16 protein-coding genes and 1 tRNA gene are annotated in these 25259 nt (G+C 47.9%); 7 read left to right on the forward strand and 10 right to left on the reverse strand.

Going from position 1 to position 25259, the window contains the following annotated elements; translation table 11 throughout:
• Positions 1–28: 28 nt before the first annotated feature.
• From ltaE to N836_RS52325, 3 genes are all read right to left on the reverse strand, one after another.
• The gene (gene ltaE / locus N836_RS52315; protein ID WP_023072817.1) at positions 29–1057 is read right to left on the reverse strand and encodes a low-specificity L-threonine aldolase; all 1029 of its coding nucleotides are present in this window, start codon (positions 1055–1057) and stop codon (positions 29–31) included.
• A 17-nt stretch (positions 1058–1074) separates the two neighbouring features.
• Complete coding sequence (locus tag N836_RS52320) at positions 1075–1500, reverse strand: thiol-disulfide oxidoreductase DCC family protein (RefSeq protein WP_023072818.1); 426 nt, start codon at positions 1498–1500, stop codon at positions 1075–1077.
• Positions 1501–1581: 81 nt separating this feature from the next.
• The gene (locus N836_RS52325; protein WP_023072819.1) at positions 1582–2949 is read right to left on the reverse strand and encodes a (Fe-S)-binding protein; all 1368 of its coding nucleotides are present in this window, start codon (positions 2947–2949) and stop codon (positions 1582–1584) included.
• Between the two features lie 275 nt (positions 2950–3224).
• Between N836_RS52325 and N836_RS52330 the strand changes: the two genes are divergently transcribed.
• The 4 genes from N836_RS52330 to N836_RS75840 all read left to right on the forward strand — a co-directional run bounded on the left by N836_RS52330 (position 3225) and on the right by N836_RS75840 (position 6077).
• On the forward strand, positions 3225–4037 hold the full coding sequence (locus tag N836_RS52330) for an acyl-CoA desaturase (RefSeq protein ID WP_023072820.1): 813 nt from the start codon (positions 3225–3227) through the stop codon (positions 4035–4037).
• A gap of 277 nt (positions 4038–4314) precedes the next feature.
• Complete coding sequence (locus N836_RS0138055; protein WP_023072821.1) at positions 4315–4764, forward strand: SPFH domain-containing protein; 450 nt, start codon at positions 4315–4317, stop codon at positions 4762–4764.
• Positions 4765–4842: 78 nt separating this feature from the next.
• Positions 4843–5790, forward strand: coding sequence for a CHAD domain-containing protein (locus N836_RS52335; protein WP_023072822.1), 948 nt, complete (start codon positions 4843–4845; stop codon positions 5788–5790).
• 83 nt (positions 5791–5873) lie between these two features.
• Positions 5874–6077 (forward strand): hypothetical protein, encoded by a 204-nt coding sequence (locus N836_RS75840; protein ID WP_071789049.1) that lies wholly within the window; start codon positions 5874–5876, stop codon positions 6075–6077.
• Positions 6078–6230: 153 nt separating this feature from the next.
• On the opposite strand, the gene N836_RS52340 is transcribed toward N836_RS75840, so the two are convergent.
• The 4 genes from N836_RS52340 to N836_RS52350 all read right to left on the reverse strand — a co-directional run bounded on the left by N836_RS52340 (position 6231) and on the right by N836_RS52350 (position 14585).
• Complete coding sequence (locus N836_RS52340) at positions 6231–6764, reverse strand: pentapeptide repeat-containing protein (protein ID WP_023072823.1); 534 nt, start codon at positions 6762–6764, stop codon at positions 6231–6233.
• Positions 6765–7218: 454 nt separating this feature from the next.
• On the reverse strand, positions 7219–10182 hold the full coding sequence (locus N836_RS73315; protein WP_023072824.1) for a C1 family peptidase: 2964 nt from the start codon (positions 10180–10182) through the stop codon (positions 7219–7221).
• A gap of 39 nt (positions 10183–10221) precedes the next feature.
• Positions 10222–14064, reverse strand: a complete 3843-nt coding sequence (locus tag N836_RS52345; protein ID WP_023072825.1) for an nSTAND1 domain-containing NTPase — start codon at positions 14062–14064, stop codon at positions 10222–10224.
• Positions 14061–14585, reverse strand: coding sequence for a hypothetical protein (locus N836_RS52350; protein ID WP_152532134.1), 525 nt, complete (start codon positions 14583–14585; stop codon positions 14061–14063). The genes N836_RS52345 and N836_RS52350 overlap by 4 nt, the downstream gene beginning before the upstream one ends.
• A 1432-nt stretch (positions 14586–16017) precedes the next feature.
• On the opposite strand from N836_RS52350, the gene N836_RS52355 reads away from it, so the two are divergent.
• On the forward strand, positions 16018–17034 hold the full coding sequence (locus N836_RS52355) for a sulfotransferase family protein (protein WP_023072827.1): 1017 nt from the start codon (positions 16018–16020) through the stop codon (positions 17032–17034).
• A 36-nt stretch (positions 17035–17070) separates the two neighbouring features.
• Here N836_RS52355 and N836_RS52360 read toward each other — a convergent pair whose 3' ends face one another.
• From N836_RS52360 to N836_RS75845, 3 genes are all read right to left on the reverse strand, one after another.
• Positions 17071–17859: an alpha/beta fold hydrolase gene (locus N836_RS52360; protein ID WP_023072828.1), complete on the reverse strand. Its 789-nt coding sequence runs from the start codon at positions 17857–17859 to the stop codon at positions 17071–17073.
• A 359-nt stretch (positions 17860–18218) separates the two neighbouring features.
• Positions 18219–19823 carry a TROVE domain-containing protein gene (locus tag N836_RS52365; RefSeq protein WP_023072829.1) on the reverse strand — a complete coding sequence of 535 codons (1605 nt, stop codon included), beginning with the start codon at positions 19821–19823 and terminating at the stop codon, positions 18219–18221.
• 81 nt (positions 19824–19904) lie between these two features.
• A tRNA-OTHER gene (locus tag N836_RS75845) sits at positions 19905–20028 on the reverse strand.
• 188 nt (positions 20029–20216) lie between these two features.
• Here N836_RS75845 and N836_RS52370 point away from each other — a divergent pair.
• Both N836_RS52370 and N836_RS52375 read left to right on the forward strand, forming a co-directional pair.
• Positions 20217–22985: an NACHT domain-containing protein gene (locus N836_RS52370; protein WP_152532135.1), complete on the forward strand. Its 2769-nt coding sequence runs from the start codon at positions 20217–20219 to the stop codon at positions 22983–22985.
• Positions 22986–23408: 423 nt separating this feature from the next.
• Complete coding sequence (locus N836_RS52375; protein ID WP_023072831.1) at positions 23409–25016, forward strand: hypothetical protein; 1608 nt, start codon at positions 23409–23411, stop codon at positions 25014–25016.
• The last annotated feature ends 243 nt before the right edge of the window (positions 25017–25259 follow it).

A 25259-nucleotide genomic window follows, 5' to 3' on the forward strand; every position in this document is an offset into this window, starting at 1 on the left:
TTCCAGGGGCGCACATGAGTGCGCCCGCCTAAGTCTCGATGAGAGCTAGTTCTACTAGATGGGGAACTTGTTGAATCTGTTCTGCTGACACCATCAGATTAGTGACAGCTCGAATAGATTTTGGTCCTACGGCCAATACGTAAACGCCTTTTTGTTTTAATCGCTCGACAAGGGTTTGGGCTGACAATGAGGCAGTTTGAAAGACAACAATGTTGGTTTCTACTGTCTTTGGCTCAATGACAATGCCTGGAATTGACTGCAGGCCTTTAGCCAGGTTTTGGGCATTACTGTGGTCTGCTTGTAGGCGGGGGCGATGGTGTTTGAGGGCATAGAGGGCTCCGGCGGCAATCATGCCAGCCTGACGCATACCGCCCCCAAACATTTTGCGAAACCGCCGGGCTCGTTGGATAAATTCGTTTGACCCGGCCAGGGCTGAACCAATGGGGGCACCGAGACCTTTGGAAAAGCAAACGCTGACGGAATCAAATGCTTTCACATAATCGGCTGCGGTGATGTCAGTGGCGATGCATGCATTCCACAGTCGGGCTCCGTCAAGGTGAAGTTTAAGCTGATGCTGCTGACACAGTTGTGCAATCGCATCAATCTCCACCAGGGGATAAATTTTGCCGCCGCCGCGATTATGGGTATTTTCGAGACAGACTAGCTTTGTGTGAGGAAAGTGAACATTGCTGGGGCGCAACACCTGGGCTAAATCGGTGGCCCTAAAAACGCCGCGATCGCCATTGATCAAACGACACGTCACCCCTGAGAGAGCCGCTGGCCCACCCCCTTCGTAGTAATAAATGTGGGCCTGAGACTCTAAGATCACCTCGTCACCCGGCTCTGTGTGGGTGCGCAGCGCTACCTGGTTGGTCATGGTACCAGACGGCATAAAGACAGCGGCTTCTTTGCCCAAAAGACCGGCCACATAACGTTCTAATTGTTGAACAGTGGGGTCATCGCCCAGGACATCGTCACCTACCACCGCCTTGGCAATGGCTTCTCTCATACCCAGGGTAGGCTGGGTAATAGTATCGCTTCTCAGATCAATGGGCATCGGTTTACGTGTGTGTGCTACAACCGACAGACTTCGTCAGGCTGACAGCGCTGATTACGCTGGGCAATAATTGTAGCCAAATCGGGCCGACCTGTAAGCTTTAAACGCCAGTCAGCCCAAATATCGTAAAGTTTATCCACCAAAGGACCGAGCACAGGCCATTGAGTTGGTGCATACATCCAGCCGATCCCCAGCACTGCATAGACTTGGCGAAAGACTTCAACATTTTGGATCACACTGCCATCGGGTAAAACAGCATGAATCCGGGCCATGGCAGTTTCAAAAGAGACACCGCCGTTGTCAGCGGGATCGTAATCGTCAGCGGCAATGTCTGTAAAGGCGACTAGCCCGCGACCGTTGTCTTTTGTTTGCAAGAAGTTGACCTCGCGTAGACACAGGGGGCAGTCACCGTCGTAAAGCAGTTTAATTTTCCAGTCGGCCATAGATGCGAGGATCGATACTATTGTCTCCTCTGGTAGTCTAAATTGATTTTCTATTTCTTGCCGGGCAGAGGTAGCTGGGATCTAAGACAATTTCTCACCACTAATTGATCGATCCAATAGCTCGACAGGATGCATCAGCGGTACGGTTTTTCCCTGGCGCTCCAGATGTTTTTGAATCTGGAGGGCACAGCCGGGATTGGAAGAGGCAATCAGGGTGGCACCAGTATTGAGCAGATTTGTGACCTTCATTTGACCTAGCTCATCGGCCACCTGGGGCTGCAGCATGTTGTACACACCCGCACTACCACAGCAGAGTTCGGCATCGATGGGATCAAACACACTCACCTGAGGAATTTGTTTCAGCAACTGACGCGGTGGCTGGGTAATTTTCTGACCATGGCGCAGATGGCAGGCATCTTGATAGACCAGATTGAGGGGTTCATCCGTCAGGGCAGAGAGTTTGGCCGTGAGGCCGACCTCGACCAAAAATTCCTGAATATCACGGACTTGATTGCTAAAGGCAACGGCGCGATCGCAATAGTCAGGATCGTCTTTAAGAATATGACCGTAGTCCTTGAGGGTATGGCCACAGCCCGCAGCGTTGATGATGATGTAATCGACATTCGTGTCGGCAAAACTGTCGATCATCTGGCGGGCCAGGGCCTGAGCCTGATCGGTTTCTCCCTGGTGGGCAGGCAGCGCTGAACAACAGCCCTGACTTTTGGGAATCACCACCTCACAGCCATTGGCGCTGAGCACCCGAGCGGTGGCTTCGTTCACATCTGAGAAAAAGACCCGCTGGACACAGCCAAGAATCATCCCAACTCGATAGCGTTTTTCTCCCTGGGCGGGCACAGTCTCCGGCAAATTATCCTGAAAACACTGGGGGGTAACTGCCGGTAAGTTAGACTCCATGGCTGCCAGCTGAGGCATGATGCGCTCTAGCAACCCAGTGCTGCGGATGAGCTTAGAAATTCCCGACCATTGATAAAGAGCCAGGGGACCGAGCAACAGACGAATCCGGTCGGGATAAGGGAATAGGGAGAAAATCAGCTGGCGTAGCAGCCGGATCGGTAAAGGTCGCTCATGGTTACGGTTGACTTGCGATCGCACCGACTCAATCAACCGGTCATACTGCACACCAGACGGACAGGACGTCGTACAAGCCAGACACCCCAAGCAAGATTCAAAATGACTGGCCGACGCCGCAGATAGGGGGGCCTCGCCCTTATTGATGGCATCCATTAAATAAATCCGCCCGCGCGGCGAGTCGGTTTCCTTACCGATGACTCGATAGCTAGGGCAGGTGGTCAAACAAAAGCCACAGTGGACACAGGCATCAATTAATGATTGATCAGGGGGCTCATGGGCATCAAACCCCTCTGTATTAGAGTTCAAACTGGTATCCAGTTTCAGGGAAGATGCGGTAGGGGATTCCGAAGTCTGCATGCGAAGGAGCAAGAGGCGATACCTTAACTAGCTTATCGCTTTCAATCTGCTGCTACGGGCGAAAACCGCCCTGGTCCGATTGAATAAGCCAATGGAGCAGATAAAGATCCCCAGATTCTCAAATCAAGCCATATACCCAAGTCAATACTTCTAGCCAAGACAATCTCTCCCCCGTTCCACCGGAGAATTTGCCACACACAGCACTATTTAAGATGAATAATGCTAGTCTGCCTTATGGGTACATGCCCTTAATAGTTCTTATTAGGTAGTAATCCTTGGTTAATACAGCAGCTCTGCCCACCCCCCGGCTACGCTGGACGGTGGTGATATCGACAGTTATTCTTCACGTACTAGCCCTCCTGGCGCTGCTGCCAAGCAATTTCAGTTGGGGAGCGATTGGCGTCGCTCTGGGTTTACATGCGCTGACCCAAGGTCTTGGTATTTCCCTTGGGTTTCATCGCCTGGCCAGCCATCGCAGTTTGCGGGTACCGCTGTGGCTAGAACACTTTTTTATTCTGTTGGGCACCCTGGCCTTTCAGGGCGGTGTCTATGGCTGGGTTGGCTATCATCGGTTGCATCATAAACACACCGATCAAGAACTCGATCCCCACAGTGCCAGCAAAGGATTTTGGTGGAGTCATATCAACTGGCTGATGCATACAGTCCCCACCCACTCCCAGCTACCTCGGATGACCCAGGATATCCGCGACGATAAGTTCTATCAGTTTTGCCATAATCACTACATCGGTTTGCAAGTGGCGTTAGGAGTGTTGCTCTATCTAGCCGGTGGTATGCCGTTTCTGGTTTGGGGCGTATTTGTACGACTATTGATCAGCTTCCATGGCACCTGCTTTGTCAACAGCGCCTGTCATCAGTTTGGCTATCGTCCTACTGATACCAACGATATGTCTACCAACTGCTGGTGGGTGGCAGTGCTGACCTATGGCGAAGGGTGGCACAACAATCACCACGCCTGTCAGTCCTCTGCCTGTTTTCAAAAAAGCTGGTGGGAAATTGATCTGGTTTGGCAGGTGATTCGCTTGCTGCGGGCGGTTGGATTAGCGGAAAAGGTGAAGGTCGCCAGTTAAACATGGCCTATGTCTGTGCGCGCCTACAAAGATGATTTGATCGGTCATTGGTGCGACTTGGGGAATCCTATGACCGATTAAGGGCCGGTTAGCCCCTCGGGCGGGTATCTACTCGCTGAGGGTTGCCCATTGCCCCCTTAATTTGGAGATGATTCTTTCATCATAGGTTCAAATCCTGATCTGCTCTCCGGTAAGTGCCTTTAATGCAGCTTAGCTCTGCAGGTTAAGTCCTCCGCTAAGTTGCTGTGGTGGTTTGCCGGGGAGTTCTAAGCATTCCATGTTTCCCAAGGCAATCTACCTAACGGTGCAAAACGGGTTGCGATCGCTAATCAGCACCGTGGCCATGGACGACCTGCTGGGTAATCGCGAACTAAATCAACAGCTGCTAGACATCACCGCTAGCCAGGTAACTCCCCTGGGGCTAAGGCTCATAAACCTCAGCATGCGCGACCTAATGCTGCCAGGAGAACTTAAAAAGCTCTATGCCCAAATTGTCCAAGCCCGTCAGGAAGGACTGGCCCAACTGGAACGCACTCGGGGTGAAACCGCCGCTTTAAGAAACTTGGCCAATGCCGCTCGGCTGACCCACAAAAATCCCACCTTGTTACAGCTAAGACTGTTGCAGGCCCTGGAGCAATCAACCGGCAATACCTTTCACATAGAGCTAAGCAGGCAAGATACTTCTGATCAAGATAATTCTCAAGATAATTCTGATGACAAGGCGTAGAGATTTTCTAAGCAATCTCCACGGGCCAGGATCGATACGATAGCCTAAGATTGACTTCTTGGAATCGGGGGGCATCCCATGAAACCTCAAGCAACATTAGCTGTTGCTTATGTTTCCCAGCGACCTGCTCAAGAGCAATCTCAGCATGTGGGAAACTATGCCCATCAGGCTATTAAAAAATACGTTAATCATATTCGCCAGCAAGAAAAGGGAGTCCTCGCCCATCGCGATCCTGAGTTTTTACATCAGATGCGGGTGGGACTACGCCGTTTGCGTACCGTCTGTGCGGCCTTTGATTTTGCTATTGATTTACCCAAGGCAGTTAGCGATCGCGCCCTTAAGCGTTTAGGTAAAACCCTAGGTAACGTACGCGATCTAGACGTATTGCAATACTGGCTCAAACAGTACAGCCGCCAGGCAAAGCCAAAAAAGTCAGAAGCCAAAGTACTGCGTCGCCTCAATCGCCAGCTAGAAAAACAGCGGCAAAAGTATGTCGTCCAGACGGACAAACTACTCCGCAGTAACGCCTATAAACGGATCTTTAAGGCAATCAAACACTGGCTTAAGCACCCCCAATACCAGCCCGTCTCCAGTCTGCCACTAGCCGTTGCCCTACCGGATCTACAGCTACCGATGGTTGCGCAGCTGTTACTCCATCCTGGCTGGCTGGTCACCAACGATACTAACCACAAAGAGCTAGAACAAGTCCACGCACTGCGCAAACAGGTCAAAGGCGTACGCTATCAGATGGCCCTATTCCGAGAGTTCTACGGAGAGGACTACAGAGCCCAGGTCAACACCTTTAAACAAATGCAGGATGTATTAGGAGAACTGCAGGATGAAGTCGTACTGCAATCGTATTTAAAGAAAACGCTAGGCGCTAAATGGACCAAAAAACTGCCCAGCTTAAACCGCTATTTTCGACAGCAGCATCGGCAACTGTGGCAGCAATGGCTAGAACTACGGCAGCCCTATCTTTCCTTAGCAGGGCGCAATGCCCTACATCGGCTATTTTTAGCAGCATAAGCACGACAAGGCCGCTGGCTCCCTCATAAGATCTTCAACTTTGTGAAGTATCACAGTGATAGCACCAAAGTTGGGAAACGATTATGAGTTACTGCATTTGTTGCAACAGTTCGTTACTGCGCCATATTCGCCATGGTGAGATTTATTGGTATTGTCCTGATTGTCGTCAAGACATGCCAGAGGCAGATAGCAGTGGAGTTACTCAGTCGGAGCCTTCTGCATTAAACACGATTTTATTTAGACCGTTGGTATTGTCAGGTAGCCAGGGAGATGTTTGTACCGCCTAGAACATGGCAGAAGTATGACAACGAGAATCAACAACCTTGTAGGGGCAGGCCTTGTGCCTGCCCTTAGGTTATTTGTATTGGTTGATAAGTGGCCGAGTGGGGTGCTCAGGGCTTTTCCCCCTGAAACTTGCCTGCTCGTAGGGGCCTCGACATCTAATGGGCTCCCCAGGATACCCACCGATGGGTCTTACCGTTTGAGCCATTCATCACGGGCGTTCTCAGATGACAGAGGTTAGCACCATCGTGATCAACCTCTGCTAAGCCAGTCTCATCAAGACAGGCCGCATTCAAATTGGCATTGCAGAAGTTAGCACCGCTGACAACGGCCCCAGTCAGGTTAGCCCCACTCAGATCGGCTCCTTCCAGATTGGCCATTCTTAAATCAGCTTGGCTCAGATCGGCCCCCACCAGACTTGCTCCTGACAGGTCAGCCCCGATAAAGTTAGCTCCCATCAACTTCGCACCGCTCAGATCGGCTTTGGTCAGGTCGGCATCGGTTAAGTTAGCACTGTTAAGGTCACTGCGACTCAGATCAGCATTGCTGAGATCGGCACCGCTGAGGTCACATTGACTAAAGTCCACACCGCTGAGGTGAATATGCCTTAAATTAGCATTGTGGAGGCTGATGCCAGAGAAATCTCGGTAGCCTTGATTGTATTCGTGGCATAGTTGTTGAATGTCAATCATGGTCTGTCTCCTATAGGGGCCTTGTATGTCTGGGCTGGAGGTAATCTCCGGCTAATAAGAAACAGCTTGGCGCTATGGACGGAATACCGATGACAGAACGTTGATGTGCCCTATATATGCTTCTCGATTGAGATGAATACATACTGACCTAGCAGGTCAGTGGGCAATAATAAGACTGTATTCAATGCCCATGGAAATCGCTACAGATACGAGCTGTAGACCAATATGTCGTGAAAATATTCACAACACATCCAAAGTGATTATTCGCCAGTTCGTCAACACTGTTTCGAACGGTACCCTTATCTTGGCGTATTTTGTCAAAAGCGACACAGGATGTTAATGGAATGCAATGGATGTGCAGATCATGCCTGTAGCTACTCACTGGCTACAGAGCTTGCGACACAGGATATACAGCACTTCATAGATATCTATTCCTCTGATTTCAGGAGATATCTCAGGAGCCACCAGATTGTTTGCCATTGATTAAAGGTCTACCCCCAATATCTCGAAAGCCACCTAGGCCAAATCGCCCTGTTTTTAGCCATTCTGCTTTGATCAACGACCACCAATCCGATGTCAGGCCATTTAGCACATAATCATAGGGTAACCAACCATAGCCCCCAATCCCCCATTCTGGCCCCCAGGAATTGCGAATCAAGATCGCCCCTTGGGAATACCCACTGCCTCCGGATCGAGGGACTCGCTTATCGTTATGATAACCAACGGCAACAACAGCATGACCACCAACGGCTTTGGCCAAGGGATTAACGCTTTGGCTATCCTGATTCGGATAGGGAATAAAACCTCGCCGAGCATTAAAGTCTTCATAGATTGACTCATAAAGGGTAAAACCGAACATACAAGGAAACCCGGCTGCCAGAACAATCTTAATGCGAGTTAATAAATCATCCCTGGGTACGTCAGGATGATCGATGCGGAAATAGCTTAGCGTCTGATAATTTTGGGCAATTGAATAGGAAAACGTGGGAGGATCGGTGTCAAAGTTTGCATCATCCACAGTCCAGAAACGAGCAGGAGGAATGCCGACAGACACCATGGTCCGCATGGTGTCTCTGGGGGATGCGCCGACATTCCCTGAACAATTAGATAGACTACGCGTTACTTTATATAGAAAGGGAATTGAAAGCGCCTCCAACTCATTGGCATACTGCCTGGCAAAATATTCAACCAGGGCAACACCGGCGTGGGCTGTGCAGGCGTTGAGAGCACCTTGATCAGATACGGGAGAACACCAGTAGGTTAAGTCAACGGCATGGGGGAGATTCGCAAAATAACCGTGTTGTTTATTCTGAGGTGAAGTATTGTGCGTATTAGATTCTTGTTGACTGGTTTTTACCTTGTTTTTTTCTTTGTAAAAATTACGAGTAAGATTAGTGCCAACTGGAATCTGATAGGTTGCAGTCGACTGAAAAATAGATAGTGGTTCCTCATAGCTATTTTTATAAGCCTGTCTTTTATGAATATTGTTTGTCTGATCTTCTGTACTAGTTGAGTGATCATCTTCACAAACAGTTGGACGATTAACTTCACCAATTAATTCAATAATGGTTGGCTTAGGCTCAAACAAGTTAAACAGTTTTTGTTCGACAAGGTGTTTTTCCATCGCATAGAGAAAGAGATCAACCTTGTCATTTAGGCTTTCTCCTTTTAACTGAGCGAGCGCTTCTAAAGCATGATCTTCTTTTCCTGCTTCCCTTAAAATCTCGATATCTAGGAGGATATCTTGCTGAATATCATCCTGAGTCTTTCCAATAATTTTAAGGCCTAAATTGATAATAACTTCTTCTACCAGCCCTTTAGTATTAGCATGGCTTTGATTCCCCCGTAAAAGCAAGCTTAACTCTTGTTCCAGTGACTGATCTGGATTATTTTCTTGAGCTAAATACCCATTGGTCGGATCTGACTGAAACTCTTGCTTAAATCGGTTTATAAATTGATAAATTGCCCAGTATGAGATTTGCTGTAACCATCTAAGATTTTCAACTTCTTTAAGCAATTCCAGCCTGAAGTTGTCCGGCAGTTTTTCCGTCGATCCTAAAATTTGCAGATCAACAGTGGTCATTAGGTCCTCAAGTCCTGCCAGATTCAGAGTATCTTGCAAATTATTTTGTGAGAACTGACTGGCGTTGATTTTATTTTTTAATTGATCGAGAAGAGCTTCCAGATCTTTGGTACTGGGAATCCTGCTTTTAGCATTGTGACTCTGAGAACTTAATTTAAGCTGATCGATCTGCTCTTGGATACCATCTATTAAAGCTTCTATTTTCTTCTCAAGATCAAAGCTTTGCTGGTCCTTTTTAACTTGAAACTGGACATGGTTAACAATGTTCTCTAGCCTTTCACAGTCCAGATTAATAATAAAGCTAAATTGTGATGCCGCCATTTTTATAGCATAGTTTAAATCTTTATAGGCCCCAATTGCGCCTAGAAATTGTAATACGACAAGAATTAAAGGCTCTATCAGCAAGTAATATTTTCTTGCAATAAAATCGACTAACTGGTCAAAGCGATAATCAATATATTTTTGGCATTGCGCTTTATGATATGGATCGTTAAGTAACTCATCTCTTAATGGTTCACTTCTAATGGCAACACCCATCATGTTGCTGATAAAATCTGCTTTATATTGTCTTTTCAAACTAGCCAACGTCTCCAGTGGAACTAAGCTAGCCAAAACGAGAGATAATACCTCTGAAGGAAGTGGAGATGGAAAGGGTACAGGTGACATTATGCGATAGTTTTTTAGATCTTTGACACCATTGTTTAGCCAGTGGGTTAAGGCTTTAAAGGTGTCAATTCCTATAACTCCGTCTACTTCGACCTTTTGCTCATTTTCCTGGTTCTGGCTAACAAAAATCTGAAAAAGCTTAACAATTTTAGTAAGATATTCGTCGTAGTATTTGCTGCTCATCCATTGCAGTAAATTCTTGTGACCAGACTCATGGATATCACCTTCAATATCTTTATTGAGTTCTTTGTTCAGCTCATCCCAACTAGTTCCCATCGATTCTTGAATTGAATTTTTAAGGTTATGAACTTCTGTTGTGCGTCCTTGTCTGATGTGCTCTAAGAAACGGTAGAGATAGGGTTTGACATCCTTGACTTTCGGATCAGAAACTTGAGGTTTGAGTACATCAAAATAACGAACAGAGAATATAGAGTATTTTTCTGATTCAAACTCCAGGTAATTGATCAGATGATCTATTTTATCTGTGCCAGCACTTGACTTAAGTTCTTTCAAAATCTCAGTCACAACTGCTAGATTTTGTTGCTCTTTGGTGGGTTCCAAAGTATCCAAAAAACCATCATCTAATCTATAGTCTCTCAGGTCTGGATTGTCGGCTATCCAACCTAACCCTTTTTCTCTAAAATTGTTGTTTCCGCGTGGGGTAAGCATAATAATTCCCTCTTAGATATGGGTGTTTACAGTATTCCATTAGGGCAATGATGTCGGACAAAGTTGTTGAACTTTATGATTCAGATTATGTTGGCTATGGGTTAACCAATCACATCCCTGCTGCAGAAATGCCTGAAGCGAAAGATCTTCTACATTCCATAGGATAACGGTGTCATCAGCACTGCCCGTCGCCAGCCAGCGACGGTCGGAACTAAAGCTAACCGTGTTTACGGCTTCTTGATGACCCATAAGTTGTAAGAGGTGCTTGCCTTTCATGGTCCAGATAATGGCAGTTGCATCGTCACTGCCAGAGGCAATCAATTGATTATCTGCGCTGATATCCAACCCCCAAATACCAGCACCATGCCCCCTGAGTTTCTGTTCCTGCTGTAATTCATCCTTTAGATCCCAGAGTTTAACAGTCGCATCTTCGCCAGCAGTGACAAGGGTTTGCCCATCTGGGCTGAATAGAGCCTGATACACGGATTGTTCATGGGCAATGAGCTGTAACTGCTGAGTTTCTAGCTGCCAAATGTTGACAGTAGTATTATCATTGGCAGTAGCTAACAAATTAATATCTTGATGCCAGCTTAGAGCATAGATTCCAGTCAAATTTTGATCATCGTTCTGGAGCGTGTCCTGCAAAGTTCCATCTGCGACCCGCCAAAATCGAACAGCTGCATCGTAGCCTGAAGAGATAAGAGTTTGAGAATCATCACTAAACTGGACATCGGATACCGCCTTATCTCCATGAGCTGGAATAATCAGTGGTTCCATTTGATTGTTGTTATCTATATCAAGAGACCAGAGTTTTACGGTACCGTCCTCAAGTGCTCCTGCTAAATATTGACTGTTGGGACTAATCGCAACATTGTAGACATCGTTACCAGCCTGTAGCACCTGGGGAGATGTATCGTAGGGAGTCATGGCATCCCACACCAGGACTCTGTCGTCGGTACTGGCTGTTGCCAGCAGTGTATTGTCTGAGCTGAAGTTGACACTGAAAATGGTGCTGGAATGACCGCTCAGGATACGTTGCGCAGGAGAGTTGAGATTCCAGAGTTTTACCGTATTATCGTTACTAGCCGTGGCTAGCATTGTGCCTGTAGCATTAAAGTCGAGTCCATTGATGCGACCGTCATGGCCTTCTAAGGCATATACCTCTTTGCCAAAACGGTTCCAGATTTTTGCAGTGCCATCGACGCTGGCAGTGGCAATCAAGGTGCCGTTGGGACTGAACTGCACAGCGGTTACTCCGGCAGTATGACCGCTGAGAGTAATCGCGGGTTCTAGGATGATCGCCCCGTCAGGATCAAACGGGTGAATTTGGACGGTGCCATCATCCATTGCGATCGCTAACCAATCTCCCTCAGTCAGCCACTGTCCACCTTGACTAAAATCCAGAGACAAAACGGCACTGGGAAGATTCTCGATAGTTTGGAGTCGATTGCCGTCACTATCCCAAAGAATAACTGTTTGATCAATTCCTCCGGTGACTAAAAATCTGCCATCAGGACTATAGGCAACGGCATCAACCGCAGCCTGATGTTCATCCAATGAGTTGAGCTGTTGACCATTAAAATCCCAAATTTTGACACTACCATCATCACCAACAGTGGCAAGGCGCGGCTCGGTTGGATGAAAGCTCACTTCTCGCACAGCCTGCTGATGCCCATTGCCCAGGGGCTGCAGTGAATCATCCTGTCGGGACCACAGCGTTACCTTGCCATCATAATCTGCTATGGCTAGTCTGGAACCATCAGGGCTAAACCGCACAAAGGAGAAGTGCTGTTCTTGCTTCATCAGGGTTTGCAGCTCTTCCCCCTGGAGGGTCCACAGCCGCACCGTACCGTCTCTGCCTGCAGTGGCAATTCTTTGGTCTATTGTTGACTCGTCAGGGCTAACCGCGACGCTTTCTACAGTATAACTGTGGCCAGATAATACACCCTGCTCTTTAACCCAATAAACCGCCTGGGAAACAACCTGAAGCGTTTTCGCTTGAAGGTCGCTGTCATTTCTAAACCAGAAGGATTTTTGCAGACGATCTCCTGCCTCCAGTGCCGTAACCAAAGTATTGGAAGAGTGGCGGTTGTCACTAAAACTAGCATCGGCAGCCGTGATCAGTGCTTCAATTTCCCGAAGTTGTGCCCTCCACCCTAAAGTGACAGCTATTGCTAGAAGAACTAGGACACCGCTAGCAAGGACTGAGCTGATTCCTGTAATTCGATAAAGACGCAGTTCTTGCTGACGGCGTTTTTCCTGTTCGTGGTGTTGGCGATCGCGCTCCGTCAATGCGGCATCGACAAATTCATCTTCGGCAGCTTCCAAGCCCCCAAACAGCATCTCAAACCGCCCCTCTTGCCGGAGTTCCTCGACCCGCTCCAACTTAGCCCCCCGCCAAAGTTCATCTGTAGCCTGGGCGGGGCTTTTCTGGGCTAGCTCATGCCATTGCCTCGCTTCATCAGAAAGGCGATGTCTAAGGTTGATAATTTCCTGGTTTTCCTCCAACCAGTTTTGTAATAATGGCCAGGAGCGGATCAGGGTTTCATGGGCCAGCTCAACAGTGGCGCGACGGGACAAAGCCCCATCCGCCAAAACATCTGGAACAGCTGTCTGCCCTTGGATATCACGCTCTTGTGGCTGCCAGTTACTCACCAGCAGATTGGCATCAATCAGGTAGCGCAGTACTCGCCGAGTTTCTGCATCGGTGAACTGAGAGATATAAGCTCGCCGACTGACGGCTTTACTAGATCCCTCTGGATGATCGCGATTGACAGACGTGTCCACCAGGCTTAGAAAAATCTGGCGGGCATGGGTTTGGTCGGCTGGAGGTAGCTGATTGTAAATCTCATTGACATGCTGACGCAGTGCCCCTTGCACGCCTTCAATCGTCCAATAGGCGTCACAGCAGATTAGCCGATTGTCCAGGTTAGCCCGTTTCCAGAGCAAATCTAGCATGTACTGCAGCAGAGGAAGTTCTCCCGGTTGATCTTGCAAATCGTTGAGAATTTCCTTTAATAGGCCGTCCTGATAGGCGACACCGTTTAGATTAGCAGGGTTTGCGATCGCTCGTTTCAAGTCCTCACGGGTCATGTTGGTGATAAAGCGCATATAGCGCTCAGTCAACTGTCCCAAATCTCGATAGGGAGCAAACTGATCGAGAAAATCAGCCCGCATGGCCAGGATCAAATAGAGCGATCGGCCATTACCGCCTGTAGTATGTTGCTCCTGGATCATCAGACGCTGCAGGTTGACCAGGCTAGCAACAAACGCTTCTCGTTTTTGAGGCTGAGTAATACTAAACAGTTCCTCGAACTGATCCACAAAGATGACCCAGGGGGTGTCTGGTGATTGTAGTTGCAAAACAACTTGGGTCAGGGTATTGGCATCAACCTGACGGGCTAATCTCGCATCAGCCTGTTTGAAATGGCCTAACAAACTAGCATAGAACGCATCAAAGGGATCTTCGTCAGGAGTAAACGTCAGATCGATTAAATTCGTTCCCCGTTCTTCTTCTAGTTTTGGAATAATTCCAGCCCGCACCAGCGATGATTTACCACTGCCGGAGGCTCCCAGCAAAATTAAACAACGATGGGCAGCTAGGTATCTGAGCAGGTCAGCAACCAGGGATTCTCGACCAAAAAATCGTTGATGATCGGTAGCCTCAAACTTTTTCAACCCCTTGTAAGGGGAAGTGGTAATCAGGGGACGGGATTGTACTGCCTCCACGGAGGTTTGCTGGATAATTTGAGTTTCAATGTGGGTCTGGGAAAAGTCCACCTGATGTCCCGTTCCTTCCACACGGAAATCATGGCCAATTTGTACATGCTGGGATTGGCTACTCTCTGAACCTGACGGACGCGGGGGAGGATCTTCAGTCATAGGACAAACCAGGCTTTTGCTATTAGGGATGACACATTCATGACGGGTTCAGCTAAGGTCTGCACACCGTCCAGTCCTTTCTTCAATGTGGCGATTGCTTGGTCAACGAGTCCCTTATCAGGTTCTGATTGGTTTAGTTCTCGGGTTAGGGCCTCTAGGGGAACAGCAGCAGTTTGCTTTTCTACCGGATTCAATTCTGCACTGGACGCAATTGCCTGCTTGAGGTCGGCGATTGCGGTAGAAATAGCCTGTAAATTCTGAGCTGTGGCCACTGAATCGCGTAAGGGATTCCCACCTGTTGCTCCAGCAGTCAGAGTTTGACTAAAATCAGCGGTCACCCCGTCTCCCTGGATCTGAAAATCTCGACCTACAGAAAAGGACTGGGTCTGGACAGCAGACTGTCCTAGCCCAGACTCAGAGGCAGCTAATAGATCAGGGAGTTTAGATTTCAGCTCTTCTTTCTCCTCTGCTGACAATGCTTCAATACTGGCAAGAATCTGCTCAACGGTTAACTTAAACATAGTTTTGCAAACGGTTGACAGGGTAGGATTTTGCAGGGAGACCATTAAAGCAAACTAGCATCCCCCCACTTGAGGTAGGTGAGCATTTATTATCCAACCGATGGCTAGTTTTCCTAGAGAATGAAGGAATAAGGGCTTTATGCTCCCTACAACAATTGAAGCGTACCTAACATTCATAGAGCATAAAATCAAATGATTTTGTTGCCTTTTTTAACCCAATGACACTCAATAGAACTCCGGCACTAAATTATGAAATATCCTGGCAACGTTCAGATAGTACCCCTGAGGGTACTTTTCTGCCTACCCCACCTGCACCTGGCCTGGCATACAAGCTGGTGTAATCTAACTAAAGCTTTTACCGAGGATAATAATTCTCTTATCATCGCCGCTGTAGCATCAGACTTAGAGAACTGTTTCACGGTTAGCATTCTTCCAATTACACAGATCTAAGCCCCGCGTGCTTAAATAATTCCCCCGTTACCCCATCACTCATCCACCCATCCACCCATCCACAGCCTCAACCTGGGACTCTATTTTTGTGCAAACCCCCAACCACGCCAAGATTGATAGCATCCAGAGTCTCAGAGCGATTGAAAGTTGTTAGCCATGGTAGACACAGAACGATCAGCAGCTTTTAGCCATACAACAAGATAGCATCCTCTGGCATAGCTGCTCCCAAGCAAGAGAGTCTCCCTTTAAATCCCTTTCACCGGAGTCATTTAAAGAGCGAGCTGCTAGAGACAAATAAGTAGGTTGACTGAGATCTTGCACCTGGCAAGGAAGCATTAACCCGCCTTGGACTCAAAGTCGAAAGGCTAACTGGCTCAAAACCGCTCAAGCGGTTAAAGAATCCCTAAAAGCTCTAAATATAGAGCTGCCCAGTCAATCTTGTCCCTTTAGTGGACAGCCCTCAATTAGCGTTGGGTTCAAAACCCAACGTGGGTTTGAGCTTCACGACCGACCTTAGTGCAAGATCTGAGTTGCCCCAATTAGCTATCAGATATCGAGCCCCCCTTTTATGGAAGTATTGGCGTTCTCCCAATTAGGCATTCTGGGGTTTAGGGGCAAAATCTACGAAGTTAAACAGCTTGTTCGTTAGTTCGTATCTTATAGAAGATTGAGTTCACCCACTTAATAAGATATAGACGTACAGATAGCAAATAATCATGAGTATGTTTAAAGCGCCGTTGCTGATACGGCCAAGAACTTCGACTAAAGTCGAACATGTCTTTGGCTAGATACTCAATGAGATGAGCAGGAAAGTTGAGAATCTGTTGCCATTCTAAAGATAGAACATGTCTTTAGTCGAATAATCAATGAGATTGTCGGAAAAGTCGGGGATCCGTTGCCATTCCATTCAACTGTTATATAATTTTTGACAATGGTGCATCGACACGTTTAAGCCCCAAAAAAGTCTTGCGGTAAATCTTAAATGTCATCTCCTATTTTGCTCGTTGGGCTTCCTCGTAGCGGCTCAACGCTGGTGTCTCGTATCCTAAACGACAGTTTAAATTGCTTCGTTATCAACGACTTTTACTATCTTCAATATGTTGAAAGTGTTGATGGCTATAGTCAAACTGCTAAAAGCACTAAAGAATCACTTGTTGATTTCATTGTTGATCAAGTTAGAAACCGAACCAAACCAAAAGAACTCAAGGATGAAGTTTGGTTTGGTCTACCTTTCTCAGAAGCAGAGTTAGAAAAAATCAGTGACTTTGCAAATTCCTACAAATCAGATGGTGAGACCAAAAACTGGGCTCAAATCTTACAGGACATGATGCAATTTTTGGCTGATTTGGCAGGCAAGCCAATTTGGGGATACAACACTCCTCAGGACTATTTGAACTTTAATGTTATCTCTGATGCATTTCCAGAGGCTAAATTTATCTTTCTTCTGCGTTCACCTGTAGCAACGCTGCTGTCCTATAAGTACTATTGGACTGTGGCTCCTAAATTTCAGGAGGATCGAGGGCGTTACCATCCTGTGATTCAGTCCTTAGCATGGAAAACCTGTGTCAACACTTACTTTGATCTCAAAGAGAAATACGGTCAAACTCGCTGCATGTTAATCAAATTTGAGGAGGTTCTAAACAATACTGATCAGGTTTTAGCAGAAATTAACCAGTTTTCAGGAATCGAATTTCCTCAGATAGATCTGACGTCTTTCGGTCATAATTCCTCACTGTCTAAGAATACCTCAGACAGACAGCCTAAGCGCATTACAGGGCTTGAGGCAAAGATCTGTTATCTTGTCACCAAACAAGAGCTATATAAGCTTGGTTATGATGATTTCTCAAGTCAGAAAATAGGGTTGCTAGACTTCTTCAATTTACTCATGACTACGTTGAGAAATTCCATCTATTATTTTCGTCAGATTATTTTTTCTCGTAATGTTCGCAAGCGAGTCTTTAAGTTTGTGAATCAAGTGACGTTACAAACTGGCCAGTAGGTGGTGGTGGCATGTCATTAGTTACCTCTGCTGCTACTACAGCTTTATAGCTGGAACAAACTGATGCTGGTCAAGTAGGCGATAAAGACTTGTGTTCGTTTCCAACAAGCAGGCGTGGCCACTGCGCTCCAGGGTAATCATCTGAGCGTTCCTGAGTAATGCCGCTAGCCTATTAGCTTCGGAGACTGACGGCAATAGCTGATCAAGCACTGAAGCGACTAGCAACGTGGGTGTCTGCAACTGTCTTAGGGACATTTCATTTAGCTGAAACTCGTTGAGCAATGATAGCCGCCAGGCCGATGCGTCTGGGGTTACCTGTTGCATAGCCTGCAGCAAAGCCTGTCGATTATCCTCAGAGACTCGTTCAAATGAGATTAAAAAAGGTAGTAGTCCTACTGCTCCAAACCGATATATGGCACCTGGCATTCGTTGAACTACGAACGCTCCCAATGCGCTCCAAATTTGACGGTTAAACGAGGAAGCTGGATTAATCAAAATCAGTCGCTCAAACAGATCAGGAGAATGACAAACTGTCTTTAGTGCTAAACAACCTCCAAACGATTCACCGCAGAGATATATCGATCGATGGGGCCGAGATGCTTTCTCGATAGAAACTAACTCTACTAGGTGAGTCACCAAACCGTGCCAGTCAGTTTTATCATCACCTGGAAGACAAAAACAGCGCACATCAAACGTATCCTTAAGCTCATTCAACTGTTGCCGCAGTGATACATCACTGCCATCCATACCAGGCAAAAAAATCAGCAGTGGCAAATGTTGCCGGTCTGTGGCCATTGTCAAAAGTTGAATACGTTGAGTTAGCATTGTGCAAACATTAAGGGAAGCCCTGCTCCAACAGCTGAGAGATTTCAGCATAGCAAGATTGGGTTAGCTCTCTAGCTAAATGACCGGCTTGTTTACTATGGTACTGCCCTTTATGAGCTGCCGTAATCTGAATTGGGGTGCCAATGGATAAGGTGACTCGCCGATAGTATTAGTACGGGCACCTGATTCATATAGTAGTAGCAGGCAAATCGCACTGAGCACCCCAGGGCTGGACTGCGGCGGTCGAGCGCTCAGTCAAATGCACAAGGCACAACCCTGACGAGATTATCACTGTGGAATCGGGGTGAAGGCATTTGGAGCATTCGTCCTCAAGTAACGGCAAACAACCTACCGTCTACTCACACACTCGCTGCAATCATTTGGATGGCTTTGGGCATGGCTGGATCAAACCCACTAAAGTCCCAGGAGTAAGGATCTTGTGGATCTACTAGACTCACTTTATAAGGAGCCAGAGTGATATAGACAGCTTTTGCCTGAGGATTCACCTGGCGGCGATAGTCAGCCAGACGCTGACTGGGATGAGACTTACCAGCCCAACTTTCACAATCAGTCCAGAAACAGAACACATCCACCTGGACACGGTGGCGAATTGCCCAGTCATAGGCCACCGCCGCATCAGTCCCCCCAAAGTTTTGGCTGGAGGCCTTGGTCAGGGCTGAACTAAAGCTATCGCGAGCCGTAATTTTAAGGTCGCGAAAATCGGTTGCAAACCCGCGAATGATATAGTTGCGCTCGGCCTTGGCTGTTGCCAGGGCCAGCGTAGTGGCAATCTCGCAACAGGTTAAACCAACAGAGCTAACAGTATAGTAAGACATGGAACCAGACACATCGACAGCATGTAAAAATGTTTTGCCCGTCGGCTGCACCACATCAAAGCAGCGCTCTAAAGCTGTTTCTAAAATGTCTAACACACGCGGAATCGGCTGCCAGATTTTCTGACTACGCCCCAGCTTGCCTCCAGACTGGTAGGTCTTCAACGCTTTGAGGATATCAATGGGGTGAATGCGGGCTTTACGCAACTGCTTTTTGCTCTGCAGGCGCTCTGCCAAATGCTTCAGATTTTTATGCTTGTGGGGCTGCAAAACTTCCAAGTGGGTCAGCGAGCCCAAATTACGCAACAATGCACCCATGGGCATATCTTGAAATAACAACTGCCAGGCATGCTGATCCATTTGACCCACGGGGGCAATCATTTCATGAGTCAATCGTCCCTGACGAATTGCTTCCAGGGTTAAGGATGGGTCACGCTTGACCCGCTCATACCACCAAATTTGTGCCAGGGCTGCACTGGGTGGTGTCTCAGGTACCGTGTTCCACCCCTGGGTTGCCCACTGGTAAAGTGCCTGGTGCTCAGGTGTCTCGGGCTTTACGTGGAATAGCCGCAACGCATCGCGATGGGTATAGCCGTGGCGCTGCTGATACTTCAACAACTGATAGGCCAGCGCCGTAGCATCAGGATTTGCCAGCCAGGTCTGGCCACAGGTGCGAATCAGCTTACCAAAGCCCCGCAGGCTACGGGTATAGTTCAGCCATTCATAGAAATGACTGCCGGTACGCACTACTTTCAAGAAGATCTCCTGGAATGCCTGCTTAGCCGCTGGGGTGTCTCCCATGGACAATAATACCAGGGCAAACAGGGGAGCACTGTTATTGATGGCATGACCATTGCTGGCATAGACAATCTCTTTTGCGGCCCGACCCGGATCTATCGTCACCGCTTGAGTCACGACATTGACAAATTCATCAGTCAGCTCATACTTATTGGCATAAAAGCTGCCCTGGGCTGTACCCAACAACAAACAACGACGCAGCTGTTGCCACAGATCGATTTTGAACTGATAGCCACCGGAACGCCCCTGCACCATATCTGTCTGACGACCCGGAATCGGCTGGGTTTGAGGGGTGCGGTTTGCGTTTGTAAAAAAGGAATAGCTTGATTTCATCTATCGGCCCTCCTGGGCAATTGCCATGATCCGTTGGACAAGGGAGTAGAGCGGGAGTTGCACCCGCAGTTCGGTGTGAAGTGTGATAGGGGGGAATCGAACCCCCGACCTCCCGCTCCGAAGGCGATAACCCTAATTCGTCGACCCTTGCGGATAAGTGGTGAAAAAGGGAGTTTAGGCGCTCTGTCCACTGAGCTACTATCACCGGATGTCAATCAGCAGGAACATCTGTTCCGTTTGCCTTTCGACATGTTTAGAATAGGCAAACGATTTACCCCTAAGCGAATGCCAGCTCAAACCGGCTAAAGGCTTGAATAGCAGGCGTTTTACAATTAGGGGGTGCTGGTTAGTCAGGGGGGGACCTCAACTTTGCCCAAAATCAGTTACGGCCCCGTGGCTAAACAGCGAACATTAGTACTACTAATGGCTCTGGTGGACTTTGGCAATGATGAACTGGATATGGAGGATGAAACGGCCATTGAGGGACTGCGATCGCAACTTACTTTCCATTGGGCTACAGATCGGCAGCTCATCGTCCGTACCAAAATCCGCTATCTTGAAGCTCTGACCCAGCTAGCGGCTGGCGAGCAGTCCCTCACCAAGGCTCAAATTAAAACGGCGCTGCATCACTTGGAACATCACGTAGCAGTGCTAGAAGATAACCGCATCAGCCGTCGGGGCTCAGAAGTCTGGCATTTTACCCTAACCCTGTGGCATCACCGTCGCGATCGCCCTGCTTTATTGAAAACCTTTGATCACATTTGGGAACAGCGTAGATGCGATCGCTCACCCCCCTCAGAAAGTACCCCACCCACAGACAGTCGCCGCTGGCAACAATACTGTCAACACGCTCTTTCATCGACCCTGCAAACAGGCCTAAACTCTAACCTGCTGGGCCGTGTGGACCCACCGCAACTGCCCCTCGCTTTAGTAGAACACATCATAGAATCATCTGCTCAACAAACATCAGACATTGACACCATTGACACCTCTGAACTGCTAAATTATCTGCAGCACAATACCATTCAAAACCTGGCGATTGTCGGTGAACCTGGTGCCGGTAAAACCACGCTCCTGCAACAGCTAGCCCAGGAGATTCTCCAGCAAACTGCCGATTTAGCAATTGTGGTTTCCCTGGCCCAACTGGGCACCCAATCACTCGAAGACTACATATTACAAGACTGGCTCAAACTAGCTCTCAACCAGCGCACGGTGACCCCTGAACAACAAAAAGAGCTGGCTGACTCCATTGAACAGGGACACAGTTGGCTACTGCTGGATGCGGTCGATGAAATGGAGCTGTCCGGCAGTTTAGCCATCACTCAGCTAGCCCATCAGCTGCAGGGTTGGCTCAGTAATGGACGCATTATTATCACCTGTCGTCTCAACCTTTGGGATGCAGGTAAAAATATCCTCAGCCACTGGCCCACCTACCGTCTGCTAGGTTACGAGAATTACCGACAACAAATTCAGCCTTTTATTCGTCGATGGTTTGCACATCAACCTGAGCAGGGAAAAGCCCTGTGTCAGCAACTCTCACTGCCAGAGCATAAACGCCTGCGCAACAATCTACGCAATCCCCTACGGCTGGCTTTATTTTGCCGGTTGGGTAGCGGTGGACAACTTGCCAAGACCCAACATCAGCTCTACCAGCAGTTTGTCACAGCCCTTTATGACTGGCAGCAGGATACGCTCCCAACCACCCTGCTGGAACAACACCAAATCAACCAAGTGCTCTCTCAGCTGGCCCTGGTTACGCTCAATGTCTCGACCACTCAGTTGAGCCTCTCTCGGGTAACGCAACACCTGACACCGGCAGACCTGCCCTGGTTTGAACGCGCCATTCAGCTCGGTTGGCTGACGCCGCTGGCCACATCCACGGGTGAAAAGGTCTATAGCTTTCTACACGGTACATTTCGTGATTATTTTGCAGCCCAGGCCATTGATCGGTGGCAACACTTTACAACTCTCCACCACAAGCAGCTCCCAATGGTGATGCTAGGCTGGCAGGCCGTTATATTGCTCTGGTTAGGCCGCAGTGATATTCCCAACGCCGAAAAGAACAGCTTAGTAAACGCACTGATTGAGTTTAAAGATGACTGTGGTGGCTTTTTTGAGCATCGTACCTGGCTATTTGCGGGTCGCGCCCTGGGGGAATATCCCGAGTTTCCGAAGGCGGATATCATCATTCAACAACTAGTAGAGTGGCGCTTTAACTTCAACCGAAAAACCCCATCCATCTTAATCGAAGCGGCTAAAGCGGCATTAGCGGAGTCGGACTTGAATCGGGTGACTCAGGTGCTCACTCAGCTGACTCAAGATCCCAGTCAAGATTTCTTTGATCGCTGGATGGCTGCTTACAGCCTCGGTCGTAGCTATGCTCCCCAAAGCCAGGTCGCAGTAGAAACCCTGGTATCATTGTTGCCCACGATGCGTAGTGACTATCTAAAAATGGATATGGCTCGTCACTTAGGCACCCTTTCACCAGGCCATTCTTTAGCGATTACAACACTAGTTGAGATTATCAACGCCAGCCCACAACCACTGACACAACGAAAAGCGTCCCTACGTTTAGCAAAGGTTGCCCCCAATCATCCGTTGCCCATAACTACCTTAGAACAATTGCTAGTAGATAATCCCCAGGATAAAGCGACCCTAAACGCCCTGGCCACCCTTGCCCCCAACCATCCCATGGTTGTAGAGATAGGAACGTCTGCAAAGTCTCGCCGCGTCAGCTCCCGACGTCGCGTCAACAGAAAACCCCATCGGTCACCTGATAGGGCTAAACAAATCGATAGTTTAGTGGCTCGGTTGAGCGATCGCAACCGGCTACGACTGGCCCAAAAGCTCAGCCAGCTGCAGCCTGGGCATCCCGTCGCCATTGAAACCCTGTGGCAGTGTCTGATCGCCAGTGAGAATAAGACGAAACAAAAGCAGGCGGGCCATGCCTTACAAATTGCTGCCACCGATAACCAAATCCCTGAGCTGGTTGCCAAACTACGCCCTATTTACGAACAAGCCTGCATAGACCAACCCAAAGCACAACTGTTAGCGTTCTTCAAACTCTTCTGGACCTGGGCAGATACGTTGGGGTATCCAGCCTTTGTGACGGCCTGGCAAAACGCTGGAGCAAAAAACAGAAGCATGAGAACAGAGGAATGAGAATCCAGTGCAATTAGCCCAGACTAGCTAGCCGCAATCATACTAAACAGACAGAAAAGCCTACATGGGCAAGAGGAAAAATCCAGGCGTTGATGACACCTAACCAATGTAGAGCGACAGGGCTATAGTCAAACCCAAAGGGAACGAGAACAATCAGGCTTGAACGACCGTAGAGTGTTCACTCCAAAGAGCCCCTGTGTTTTATGAAGTCATTTTTCGAAAGGTTACAATTTCATCGACTATGTAGCGTAAATGACTAAATTTAGGGATGTAGATTCAAAAAACTACAGCCGTAGCCAGGCTGGGCTCATACCAAAGATTTGCTGCAGAGGAACGTGTCTTCACTCTGCTACTTTAGGTTATCTACTCGACAATTTAATCCAACAATTTACTGATCTAACAAGTAAAAAGGTGGTCAGAAATATGTCTTTTTTTCCCATTCTTAAGCTTGATGATTTTATCGCTTCCCTGGCTGACGATGTCAAAGCAGACATCTTGGCCTGGCGGCTGAATAAGAAAAAGGCGGCACTGCGGCTGCGTGAGGCGCTGCCCACGCTGTTTGATTTATCCTATGTTGAAAATGCCATTCTTCCCGCCATCGTTACCAGTGTCTTTCAGGGAGAACGCCACGATCTTCCCATGATTGACCTCAAGTTTACCAAGGAAGAAGCCCTACCATTTTTCTTTTGGGGCATGCTCTATGACAGCTGGGAACCTGAACTAGAAAAAGGACTATCGGTCTTTATCCAAGGGTATGAGAATCGCGGCGAAGAGAATCGTCGAAAAAGACTTTATGCATCAGCCCTGACTCCCGATCTCTATCGGCCCATGTATGGGGAGAAAGTCGTCGACTTTTTTGATCAGCTGCTGTCTACAAGTAATGCGAATCGGCCTTTGATGGCTAGCTATTATGATACGTATTTTGACCTTTATTGGGATCTGCATTTGGGTGTGAAAGGCGAGGCTATCCCTGACGAAGTCAGACAGGTTGGGGAGAGTTTTAATACGGTACTAGCCTACGTTAATCCAATTCTCGACATTGTTCATGACAACTATGTGCGGGTCCGAACTCTGCGGAAAATACTGGAAGATTGGGTTGATGCCAGAATTGAAGACATGCTTCAAGGTAAAATCCCCAATCCTGAAAAGACATTTGTTTATTACTGGCTCAAAAATGGTGAACAGGGACCTGATTTTCGCCGTGAGGATGTGGTCTTTGAATGTTTCCATAATTTTGTCGCCTTGAGCCAGTGGGGTAATACCATTTATCAAATTGTTTCCAGGTTAAGAACAGACGATCAAGGGGACCCAATCATAGGAGAATGGTTCAAACGCACCATGGAAAGTGATTTTGATCAGCCTCCTACCTCTGCGACTCCAAGCAACCCATTAGAGGAATGGTTAAAGAAGCTCTTTGGCCATGGCAGTGATTCATTAAAATCCCCAGTATCGCCGTTTACACCGCTTGACCGCTTTGTCATGGAGCTGTTCCGCACCATATCCCCCAATGACGGTAGTATCTCTCTGATTGAAGAAACGGGAAATCTGACGCCGCTATATCAGCGTTATGGATACATTATTAACCCCCACAGCGAGACCAGTCGCGATCCTCGCCACTGGCTCGACCCTAATGAGTTCAACCCAGACCGTTATCTGACGACTCCCACCAGTGACCAAATTGATGAGGCTAGAGCTAAAGAAATCGGATTTGCTCGCTGTCCGTTCCACAAAATTAGCCTGGCGGTTAAAGACGGTCGCAACGCTATATTAACCAATAGCGCCTTTGGTACTGTCTTTGGTGTGAATGAGAATCAAAGTTTTCCTGTCTGTGACTATGCCGGCTATGCCCCATTTGGGTTTGGCTATCGTCGCTGCCCTGGAGAGTTATTGACCATTGAATTTGTCAAGGACTTTCTCCGCAAGGTGTGGAGTGACAAGGTTGAGTTTAAGACCCTTGATATTGATAATCCAGAACGAGTGCCCGTAGGGCCAACGGCGGTTGTAGATGACAATATTGGGTTTGTCAGATAGTCTTTCCGGTAGCGTTTCTTTGAATCAACGGTGTAGTAAATAGTGCCGATTGCTCACTACACTTGTGGGTAGCATAGTGGAGTGGAATAATTTTTACCATGTTTTCTCACACTCTGCGATCGCTGATTTAGGGGATGGACCAGTCTGGAGCTGTTGCTATTGGGCTGCATCTTACTACTAAAGCCATCCCGAGGATCAGCAATGTCCTCACACAGTATCTAAGCTCTATCCAGCCTATCTACT

This window comes from Leptolyngbya sp. Heron Island J (assembly GCF_000482245.1).
Classification (GTDB): Bacteria; Cyanobacteriota; Cyanobacteriia; order Phormidesmidales; family Phormidesmidaceae; genus Leptothoe.